This window comes from Mesobacillus zeae (assembly GCF_003570705.1).
GTDB lineage: Bacteria > Bacillota > Bacilli > Bacillales > Cytobacillaceae > Mesobacillus_C > Mesobacillus_C zeae.
Genome location: NZ_QWVT01000010.1, coordinates 69,287 through 79,739 on the forward strand (window position 1 = coordinate 69,287; position 10,453 = coordinate 79,739).

Below are 10,453 nucleotides of genomic sequence, written 5' to 3' on the forward strand. Positions count from 1 at the left end.
TAACACGATATTGAATCCTCATACATTTTACCATACTTGTATGAAAGGGGCAGACACTTGAGGATATACATGCACTCAAAAGGGTTTGTCATGGTAGGCAAGGCTTGGGAAATCAGCAATAAGCTAAAGGAATGGAAAAAAAGCTGCTACTACGTAAAAGACTGGGTAGAAGCTGCCGGGAAGCCGCCCACGGAGGGATAAGCATTACCCCGCCATGCCAAATATTTGTGGCCTCACCCTTTCTTCGCTAGAATAAAGGCAAAAAACGGGGTGGTTTTTTGGAAAAACGGCAGCTTGGAAATTCAGATTTATATGTAAGCGCTATGGGGCTTGGCTGCATGTCCCTCGGCACGGATGAAAAAAAAGCACGCTCGGTCATTGATGCTGCTCTCGATGCCGGTGTGAACTATTTTGATACAGCCGACCTATACGATTTTGGTGAGAACGAAAAGATTGTCGGAGGCACGCTGAAGCATGTGCGCGATAAAGTAATCATTGCCACGAAAGCAGGAAACCGCTGGAACTCAAACAAAGACAGCTGGACGTGGGACCCTTCTAAGGCACATATAAAGGCAGCGGTAAAAAGTAGCCTTAAACGGCTTCAGACAGACTATATCGATCTTTATCAGCTTCATGGCGGGACAATGGAAGATCCCATTGCGGAAACAATCGAAGCGTTTGAAGAGTTGAAAAAGGAAGGGCTGATCCGCTATTACGGCATTTCGTCGATCCGCCCGAACGTAATCAGGGAGTATGCCGAAAAGTCAGGGATTGCTTCGGTCATGATGCAATACAGTATGCTGGACCGCCGCCCTGAAGAAGAGGCGATTCCGCTACTCGCCCAAAAAGGGATCAGCATTGTCACAAGAGGTTCTGTGGCGAAAGGCCTCCTCAGTGACAAAGCACTAGATAAAGCATCGGATTCCATCCAAAAAAACGGCTTTCTTGATTACAGCTACAAGGAACTCGAGGAACTGCTGCCGGGCTTGAAGGAAAAGCTCGGGCAGAGACAGCTCGGGCAGGCTGCCCTCCAGTATAATCTGGCGCAAAGTTCTGTCGTGTCGGTCGTCACTGGTGCGAGCTCGGCTGGACAGGTAAGGGAAAACGCACATGCAGTCAGCAGTCCGCCGCTATCCAAAGAAGAGGTTGAATTAATCCGCAGGCTAACGAAGGCCAATTTATATCAGGAACACCGCTAAACAGCAAAAGCAACCGGCCATTATTGGCGTCGGTTGCTTTTTTGATAGCTTATTTAAACTTTTTCCAGTCCATGTCGTTCTCTGCGAGCAAATCTTCAAACGACATATTCTTTTCCCGAAGGCGCTGAGCTTCCTTTTTCTTTGCTGCCTCCTGCTCTTTCTGCTGCCGTTTTTTCTGTTCATCTTCTTCCCTCAGCTGTTTTTGTTTTTCTTTTAGCTGCGACATGATGTCATGATTCACCAGATCCCCAAGCGTAACCGGTTTCTCTTCTTTTCTCGCTTCGGGACGTGCTTGTCTTTTCTTTTTCATCAAGATCCCTCTCCTGCTTTTTATTGCTGACATTATAACACTATTGAGGAGAAATATTAATAGGCTCGGCCTTAGGGAATTACCCTGTCAATTAAGCAATAATAAATAAATTAATTAATTATAATCGTATGTCCGCCAATACTATTTCCCTATCTTTTATAAATAAAGAAGAAACTAAGGTGGTTTGTTATACGATTAACTTTTTATTTCATTTTCAGTTTCTTCTCCATATTTACGGTAGAAAATATAAGAGGCTAAATAGCAAACGGCGACACCACTAACTAAACACCCGTTGAAAAGTCGTTTCTATTATAAAAGACGTTTCAGATAAAATGGGTGCCTTACGTACAGCATAAAAAGAAACGCCCGGGTTATCAGGCGTTTCCAAATTTTTAATATGCCTCTTTCATTACATGTTCATCTACCTGCAGTTCTGGTTCAGTAGATGCCACTACCTCGTCAACCGTATATCCTTTCGCTACCTCGACGAGCTTCAAACCGGTTGGCGTCACATCAATCACGGCCCGTTCAGTGATAATCCGGTCGACCACACCCTGGCCTGTCAGAGGGAGGCTGCAGCTTTTAAGGATTTTTGCCTCGCCTTTTTTATTGACATGGTCCATGATAACAATGATTCTTCCCGCGCCATGAACAAGATCCATCGCGCCGCCCATCCCCTTGATCATTTTTCCTGGTATCATCCAGTTGGCGAGGTCGCCGTCTTGTGATACTTCCATACCGCCCAGGATGGCAATATTGATATGCCCGCCGCGGATCATTGCGAACGATTCAGCCGAATCAAAATACGCTGCACCGGGAATGCTTGTGACCGTTTCCTTCCCCGCATTGATCAGGTCGGGGTCAACTTCCTCTTCTAACGGATAGGGCCCTATTCCCAGGAGCCCGTTCTCTGATTGCAGGACGACTTGTTTGTTTGCCGAAATATAGTTAGCTACAAGCGTTGGCATCCCAATTCCCAAATTAACGTAAAAGCCGCCTTCTATTTCCTTTTCAGCTCTGCGCGCAATTTTCTCCCGCACATTTTCCTTTGTTCCGCTCAAAAGCCCATCCCCTCTCTTGTGAATTTAACCCTTGCTGACCGTCAGCCTTTCAATGCGCTTTTCCTGGTCGCCCAGGATCAGCGTCTGTACGTAAACGCTTGGTGTATGTATGCTGTCCGGTTCAATTTCACCCGCTTCATGGATGCTCTCCGCTTCGGCAATCGTAACTTTCCCCGCTGCAGCCATCATCGGATTAAAATTCCTTGCTGTTTTCCGATAAACAAGATTCCCCATCTTGTCAGCCTTCCAGGCGCGGACAAGGCTGAAGTCGGCTGTGAGCGCTTCTTCCAGCAAATAATCTCTCCCGTTGAAGCTCCTCGTTTCCTTACCCTCCGCAATCGGAGTCCCGACGCCAGCAGGTGTATAGAATGCAGGAATCCCCGCGCCGCCTGCCCTGATTTTTTCCGCAAGCGTTCCCTGTGGCAGCAGATCCACTTCAAGCTCTCCTGAAAGCACCTGCCTTTCAAACTCCTTGTTCTCCCCTACATAGGAACCGACCATCTTTTTGATCTGCCTGTTTTTCAGCAGCAGACCAAGGCCCCAGTCGTCCACACCGCAGTTATTGGAAATCACTGTCAAATCCTTTACTCCTTTTTCAGCAAGCGCCAGGATCAGGTTTTCGGGAATGCCGCATAATCCGAATCCCCCAACCATGAGGGTTGCCCCGTCCTGTATATCCGCAACTGCTTCGCGGAAGGTTGTGCATATTTTTTTCATCCAGTGCCGCCCCTTTCTCCGTATAAAATTCTTTAGTTACCTAAACCATTTCAATAACAGTGGCTACACCCTGTCCGCCCCCGATGCATAGTGTGGCAAGACCGGTCTTGGCCTTCCGTCTCTTCATTTCGTGAACCAAGGTGACAAGAATCCTTGCTCCGCTCGCGCCGATTGGGTGTCCGAGTGCAATCGCCCCGCCATTGACGTTCAGGATATCATTGTTAAAGTTCAATTCTTTGTCGACTGCAAGCGACTGGGCTGCGAAGGCTTCATTCGCCTCTATTAATTGGATTTCTTCCATCCCAATCCCTGATTTCAGCAGCGCTTTTTTAACTGCTGTAACCGGCCCAATTCCCATGATGCGAGGGTCGACACCTGCGCTTGCATTCCCCTTAATGACAGCAAGCGGCTGTACGCCAAGTTCTTCGGCTTTCTTCCTGCTCATGACTACAAGCACTGCGGCACCGTCATTGATGCCTGAAGAATTGCCTGCTGTCACACTGCCATTTTTTCGAAATGCCGCCCGCAAGCCGGAAAGCTTTTCGGCTGTCGTCCCTTTTTTCGGATATTCATCCGTATCGAATACAACAGGATCTCCCTTGCGCTGCGGGATGCTGATCGGGACAATCTCACCCTTGAACTTGCCTTCCTCTATTGCTTTGGCCGCTTTTTCCTGACTCCAGGCTGCAAACCTATCCTGTTCCTCGCGGCTGATTTCATATTGATCACAGAGATTCTCTGCTGTCATTCCCATGTGGTAGTCATTGAAAGCGCACCAGAGGCCGTCGGAAATCATGCTGTCGACAAGCTTTTGGTCTCCCATTTTGAAACCATCCCGGGCATTCCTTAGCAAGTATGGTGCCTGGCTCATGTTTTCCATTCCGCCTGCAACCACGACATCCGCATCCCCTGCTGCTATCGCCTGCGCTGCGAGGTGAACAGCCTTCAGGCCTGAACCGCACACTTTATTGATCGTCAAAGCTGAAACAGTTTCCGGAAGTCCTGCCTTGATTGCTGCCTGCCTGGCAGGATTCTGCCCAAGCCCTGACTGCAGGACATTGCCCATAATTACTTCATCCACCTGTTCAGGCTGGATTCCCGCCTTTTCCAGGACACTCTTTATGACGGCTGCACCGAGGTCCGAAGCCAAAATGCCTTTTAAACTACCATTGAACGAGCCGATGGCCGTCCTCGCTGCACTTACAATCACTGCGTCGTTTTGCGCCATTTCTTCATCTCATCCTCTCTGTTCATCTTCAACCTACTCTATTCGCTAAAAAAATAAGAAAACCCTTTCATTATTGTAAAAATTTTTATAATTGTTGCATTTTTAAAATTATTGAATTTAGAATGGAGTTATCAGAACAGGGGGGAAAGATTATGGAGCTGTCATTGCCTAAAAAAGTAACGATCATTGAGGTCGGCCCGAGGGACGGCCTTCAAAATGAGAAAAGCTTCGTTCCGACAGAGGTAAAGAAAGACTTTATTTTCAAACTAAAAATGGCTGGGGTCAAAGAGATGGAACTGACATCGTTTGTTTCTCCCAAATGGGTGCCGCAAATGAAGGATGCCGGCGAAATTGCTGCAGACTGCCTGGATGAACACACACGCAATATCATACTTGCACCAAATCAGAAAGGGATTAGCCGGGTTTATGATACAGACTGCCGGGCTGTCGCCGTGTTTGTCGGAGTGAGCAATACTTTCAATCTGAAAAACATTAACAAAACAACTGCGGAAAGCCTCGAGGGACTCCGCCCTGCCATCCATGAATTGAAGGAAAAAGGCTACTTTGTCCGCGCTTGCATTTCAACTGCCTTTTACTGCCCATACGAAGGAAAAATAAACGAAAAAGACACACTTGCACTGTGCCGCGAGTTTGTTGGAATGGGGGTCGATGAACTGAGCGTAGCTGACACCATCGGTATGGCTGTCCCTTCAGAAGCCTTCTCGCTGTTTGAAAAGCTCACTGAAGCTTTTCCCGATATCCTGATTGCCTCACATTTCCATGATACCCGCAGGCTTGCCACCGCGAATATTTTTGCCGCGCTTCAGGCAGGGATTACAAGGTTTGACACTTCTGCCGGAGGGCTGGGCGGCTGTCCGTTCGCCCCGGGTGCTGCCGGAAATGCCGCTACGGAAGATGCTGTATATATGCTTGAACGGATGGGAATCGAAACCGGCATTGATCTTGATCAGCTGCTGGAAGCGATCGAAGTAGTACGCCCTCATCTTTCAAGAGCGATTGACAGCTCTTTTTACAGGCTCTCCAGGCAAGCCTGAAGCTCTTGGCTCCTTATGGTAAAATGGCAGTAAAAACATTGGGAGGATTTTGTTGTGCGGAGGCCACTCGGTTATCTGTTATCATTTTTGGTCCTCATTGTATCGGCGGGGATTTATTTAACCAACCTTTTCATGTTCATTAAAAAGAAAGACATTCAAGCAGTCCTGAAGCGGGAAACGGATGCAGGCCACTTCCGCCCTGAAGAATTCGCGTCCTTGCCAAAACGAGAGGTAACGGTCATGTCGCCATTCGGCTATCCGTTAAAAGCCATCCTCGCTGAGCCGCACGTGACTGACCGTTATGTCGTGTTCTGCCATGGTGTAACCGAGAACAAGCTTAGTTCAGTGAAATATATGAACCTGTTTATTGAGCGGGGATTCAATGCCTTGATATATGATCACCGTAGACACGGTGAATCCGGCGGGAAAACGACTAGTTACGGCTTTTATGAAAAGCAGGACCTGAAAGCGATCATTGATTGGCTGAAGCGTGAAAAAGGTGAGGACATCCTGCTGGGGATTCATGGCGAATCGATGGGAGCAGCGACTTTGCTGCAGTATGCAGGCATGGTGGAGGATGGGGCTGATTTTTACGTTGCCGACTGTCCGTACTCTGACTTTGCTGAACAGCTTGCTTATCGGGTAAAAGAAGAAGCCAAACTTCCGCCGAAAACCTTGCTTCCGCTCGCAGGGCTTTTCCTGCGCGTCCGCGACCGCTATTCGCTCAGGGATGTTTCCCCGTCTGCGGCCATGGCCCACATTAAAAAGCCGGTCCTCTTTATCCACAGCATGAAGGATGACTATATCCTTCCCGCAATGACCGAGGAGCTTTTCAGGCTGAAAGAAGGGCCAAAGAAACTCTTTCTCGCCGAAAAAGGTGTGCATGCCCGGTCCTACAGCGAAAACCCTGAAGCATACGAGCATGCTCTTGATGAGTTCCTCCGCGAGCTTGTGTTCAGTGAGGAGCCTGCGGCTTATTAAGCTGGAATGTCCGCGGAATAACGCCACTATGTTGATGGATCGCCAACCGCTTTGCCCACATCTGGCTAAGCAGTTGGCGATCTTTTTGAAGCTATGGACAGTTTAAGTCTCCTGTTTTTTAGTGTAAGATTTGGGCGACCACATTATTTCCGATTATGCTCAAACCTTCCTTTTTTTGTTTATCCAAAAGAATGTGTAAGATAAAAATTAAAGATATAACCACCTATTGAAGATAGGCTTAAAGTCAAAACTCCCATAGATAATAAGGCTTCATCTTGTTCCCTTTTACTTTTTCCTAAAACTGTAAACGAAAGAATAATACCAATAAGGAATATTACATTCCAGAGTACGTTCATGCGAGATCCGAAATTAATGAAGTACTTAACTAAGAAAAACATATCAATGAAGAGTAAGGCGTATAAAGTAGTCTTTATTATTTTCATTAAATCCAGCACCTTTATCTGGTTTTTTTATAATAGCAAAAAATAAGCACCCTAGAATGCTTATTTTTATTTTTACCTATCTCTTTGATTAAGACCTCTTTTAAGGTTGAAATTGCTTCGGTAAGGGCTGCTATTTTCTTTTCGAGTCGAGGTAAAATAAACGGCCAGGACTAATGGGAAGCTGAAATTTCCAATAGCAGCAATTATGATGCCGTTTTGCCAACACACAAAAGGGAGCCTGGCAACACCGGGTTCCTTCCACTTTATCGTTTTCCCTGGCGGCTGAGCTCTTTGCCCCCGCCATCGAGTCCTCTTGCGATCTTGTAATCCCCGAAAATATAATAATAGCGGTCTTTCCCTTTTTTTACGATATTCGCTTTCTTAAAAGCCCCGTCTTTTCCCGCTGCTTCCACTTTTGCGATTTTCGGGCTGTTGATTTTGCCGAAGATGACCGGGACTTTTTCTTTCAGCTTGCCTTCTGGACTATAAATATAGAATGCCTCACTGTACTGCATCATGTATTTATTTTTATAATAGGTCCAGTGGTTATGGCCGGCATTTTTCCAGCCTTCCTTGCCATTCCCCTCCAAATAGGCTGCTGCGAGTGCCTCGACTTCTCCAGATTCGCCCTTTTGGATTGTTGTGTAAAGAACGACAGATCCTTCTTTCGTTTTTTCAGTATGTATGATGTTTTTCATGTTGAACGGGATGCTTTTCTCAATCGCTTCATCCAGCGTATCATATTGGCAGGCTGCAAGTAGCAGCACACACACTGCCAGCATGGCAGCACGCTTTAATATTCCCATGCCTTCCTCCTGCAATGAATCTATGTTTTTTCCTTCGATTTCTTACTCTTCAGCCTGTCCATCCGTCATGTCGACCAGGCTCATGCACGGATTGAAATACTGATTGCGACTCTTCAATTGGAAACAGCCCGTTTTTTCGACATAGTCAATGATCATTTTTTCATCAAAAAAAATCTCTTTCGCCTTTTCCACGAGCACCCTGGGGCCATTGGTTACAGCCTCCATATCCTTCTTCTCGGCCTCATCCACAAACCATAGCATTGCTACCCCGTTTACCGCGCAGCCGCAATCGTCCGTATCGTACTTCAGCTTGAATATCCCTTGTTTGCCTTCCGTCCTGGCGGCCATCATTTTCATCGCCGCTTCCGTCATTGTGATTTCCACTTTGTCCGCTCCCTTCCTGCAGCATACTTCTAGTTTAGCACGGAGCTGACTTTCTTGCATTTTATCTCAATTCCTTTTAGTATCAAGAAAATGGGTTCAAAAAATGGAGGGTTACTGCTGATGTCAAAAGTAACGATTAAAGTGAATGACAACGGATCTTTTAGGGTGACTGGCGATGTAGAACTTTTGGATGGAGAGGGAAAACCGTTTGAAACAAAAGAAGTTTTTTCGCTCTGCCGCTGCGGTTTAAGCCAAAAGATGCCGTTCTGCGATGCTTCCCATAAAGGAAAATTCCAGTCTGCTGTCAGGGCAGAAGAAAAAATAGACTGAACAGTATAAAAAACAGCCGTGGGGGCTTTTGCAGACCCGCGGCTCTTTTTTTTCTCAATCTTCCCCCCGCGAGCCTGACATCTGCGATGGCTGAAAGCCTAATGAAGTAGATCCCGAAGGGAAAGGTATTCATCCTAATACTATTCGAAGGAATCCCGAAGCTCACGCCTATTATTCAAAACATAGCATAACGTATAAAAAAACAATTAATCGAAGTAAACATAAAAGGAAGAATAAGAATTGCATAACCTCTCAAAACTTTGAAAATATAAAGACTGACCGTGATTTAGCTGCTTTACAAATACGTTATAAAAAAATGTCTAAAGCTGAGCTTATAAACCGTTTAATCGCAGCAGAACAATACATTGTCGATAACAACCAAAAGTGGGTTTACGAACAATTTGAAAACTATACTATTGAAACTTAATATCCTTTCCTTTCTCCTTTCTTTATTCCATTAAAGGGCCATATTGTGGAATAACACACCATAAAAAAGATATTTATTGGGAAGATTGTGAAGAACTATACTTAAACTATCGAGGGAGTGGAATAAACTTATCGGATAGGACAGTGGGAATTATTAAGAAAAGGCGCTCTCCTTACTAAAGAAAAGCGCCCTTAAATGAAATAACTTAACAGGTGTTTTTAAACATTTTTATTGTTAATTAACACCTAATGCAATTTTTATAAGTAACCAAATGCTTATGCCAGGAATCAAAAACAACATAGGTAAAAAAACAGGACCAAATAGCACTCCATGACATGCTCTAGGGTTTTTAGGGGTAAAGTTTCTACACAAAAAGGAAATTGGAATAAATATTTAATTAAATGAGGTTAATTGTTTTGTTGTTTTTTATCCGTTGTTTCTAATGCTTTATAAATATTAGTGGGTTCTGTTGCAAAGGTGAAAATTAAAAATAGGATTTATGCTATGTAGCTATAGATGACATGTAGTTATATACTTTTAGACAGACCAGCTATCGCTGGCGATACAAGTCAGATACTTTTTAAAGCCTCTAATTTGCATTTTAAGCCATTTTGACTATTCAGGTTGTAAAATATATAGTTGGAAATAGGTGTTGTTTAAGAACGTGTCTGAGCGGTTCTGTGAGGAGTTTTAACGACGAATGGGTTTGAGGAACTTCTCTGAACGACATAATTTTTATTTTAGGAGGGAACAACATGGAAGTTTTTGCAAAATATTTAGCAGGTATCGATAACCCCGACCACCGCGACCGAACAGAGGAAATTTTGGCGTGGGTTGCTAATAAATTCCCAAATTTAGAACCGCAAATCAAGTGGAATACGCCAATGTTTTCCGATCACGGCACATTTATCATCGGCTTTTCCACAGCGAAGCATCATTTGAGCGTTTCACCCGAAGAAGTAGGCATTGCGCACTTTGCCGATGACATTGCACAAGCTGGCTACAGCGCTACCAAAGGCTTGTTTCGAATTCCTTGGAATGAGCCAGTAAATTACGAATTGCTTGAGAAAATGATTGAATTTAATATTCAGGATAAAGCAGACTGTTCAACTTTTTGGCGGAAATAAAAAAAATAGGATAGCCCTTAGAAAACCTGTGAGGGCTTTTTAGGGCTTCTGAGAGGCTTTAAGGAGTTGATAGCTATGCAAAACTATGCCCCACGCTTTTACATGCCTCAACACTCTTGTTGGGGACGCCCTGACATAGCGAATGTCAAAGTTTGGGGTGCGCCCTTTTTTAATAAGTGTAAATTATTACAGAAGCTAAGAAAATAATTCTCTTACTTATTCCAGAAAATGGCCCTATAGTGGCAGAGTGAAACTTAATTGTTTTTAGTTAACCGTGAATTTCACTTATTCCACGAACGGGTGCTGGTTTAGTGAAAGAAGAATTAATTGATTTTAAGATCGAGATCATGTTTTAGTTATTCCATTATACCAGCTAATATAAGTC

The 10,453-nt window shown here is 44.8% G+C and carries 12 protein-coding genes; 6 read left to right on the plus strand and 6 right to left on the minus strand.

The annotated features are described in order from the left end of the window. The first annotated feature begins 57 nt into the window (after positions 1-57). On the plus strand, positions 58-201 hold the full coding sequence (gene mciZ / locus D1970_RS05420) for a Z-ring formation inhibitor MciZ (RefSeq protein ID WP_119111873.1): 144 nt from the start codon (positions 58-60) through the stop codon (positions 199-201). Positions 202-278: 77 nt separating this feature from the next. After that, the gene (locus D1970_RS05425) at positions 279-1,199 is read left to right on the plus strand and encodes an aldo/keto reductase (RefSeq protein WP_119111874.1); all 921 of its coding nucleotides are present in this window, start codon (positions 279-281) and stop codon (positions 1,197-1,199) included. 49 nt (positions 1,200-1,248) lie between these two features. On the opposite strand, the gene D1970_RS05430 is transcribed toward D1970_RS05425, so the two are convergent. From D1970_RS05430 to D1970_RS05445, 4 genes are all read right to left on the minus strand, one after another. Further along, entirely contained in the window at positions 1,249-1,509 is a 261-nt protein-coding gene (locus D1970_RS05430) for a YqkE family protein (protein ID WP_181213419.1), read from the minus strand. A gap of 392 nt (positions 1,510-1,901) precedes the next feature. Further along, entirely contained in the window at positions 1,902-2,570 is a 669-nt protein-coding gene (locus D1970_RS05435) for a 3-oxoacid CoA-transferase subunit B (protein ID WP_119111876.1), read from the minus strand. A 24-nt stretch (positions 2,571-2,594) separates the two neighbouring features. Then, positions 2,595-3,287 (minus strand): CoA transferase subunit A, encoded by a 693-nt coding sequence (locus D1970_RS05440; RefSeq protein WP_119111877.1) that lies wholly within the window; start codon positions 3,285-3,287, stop codon positions 2,595-2,597. Between the two features lie 40 nt (positions 3,288-3,327). Then, positions 3,328-4,515: an acetyl-CoA C-acetyltransferase gene (locus D1970_RS05445; RefSeq protein ID WP_119111878.1), complete on the minus strand. Its 1,188-nt coding sequence runs from the start codon at positions 4,513-4,515 to the stop codon at positions 3,328-3,330. 152 nt (positions 4,516-4,667) lie between these two features. On the opposite strand from D1970_RS05445, the gene D1970_RS05450 reads away from it, so the two are divergent. Beyond that, positions 4,668-5,570, plus strand: a complete 903-nt coding sequence (locus D1970_RS05450; RefSeq protein WP_119111879.1) for a hydroxymethylglutaryl-CoA lyase — start codon at positions 4,668-4,670, stop codon at positions 5,568-5,570. A 54-nt stretch (positions 5,571-5,624) separates the two neighbouring features. Next, positions 5,625-6,551: an alpha/beta hydrolase gene (locus tag D1970_RS05455; protein WP_119111880.1), complete on the plus strand. Its 927-nt coding sequence runs from the start codon at positions 5,625-5,627 to the stop codon at positions 6,549-6,551. Positions 6,552-7,257: 706 nt separating this feature from the next. Here the strand turns inward: D1970_RS05455 and D1970_RS05465 are convergent. Together D1970_RS05465 and D1970_RS05470 are read right to left on the minus strand one after the other, a co-directional pair. Then, complete coding sequence (locus D1970_RS05465) at positions 7,258-7,800, minus strand: hypothetical protein (RefSeq protein WP_119111882.1); 543 nt, start codon at positions 7,798-7,800, stop codon at positions 7,258-7,260. A gap of 42 nt (positions 7,801-7,842) precedes the next feature. Further along, entirely contained in the window at positions 7,843-8,244 is a 402-nt protein-coding gene (locus D1970_RS05470; RefSeq protein ID WP_119111883.1) for an iron-sulfur cluster biosynthesis family protein, read from the minus strand. A 60-nt stretch (positions 8,245-8,304) separates the two neighbouring features. Here D1970_RS05470 and D1970_RS05475 point away from each other — a divergent pair, with 60 nt between their 5' ends. Both D1970_RS05475 and D1970_RS05485 read left to right on the plus strand, forming a co-directional pair. Beyond that, a complete protein-coding gene (locus tag D1970_RS05475) occupies positions 8,305-8,514 on the plus strand; it encodes a CDGSH iron-sulfur domain-containing protein (RefSeq protein ID WP_119111893.1) in 210 nt (69 codons plus the stop codon). Positions 8,515-9,696: 1,182 nt separating this feature from the next. Next, complete coding sequence (locus D1970_RS05485; RefSeq protein ID WP_119111885.1) at positions 9,697-10,068, plus strand: iron chaperone; 372 nt, start codon at positions 9,697-9,699, stop codon at positions 10,066-10,068. The last annotated feature ends 385 nt before the right edge of the window (positions 10,069-10,453 follow it).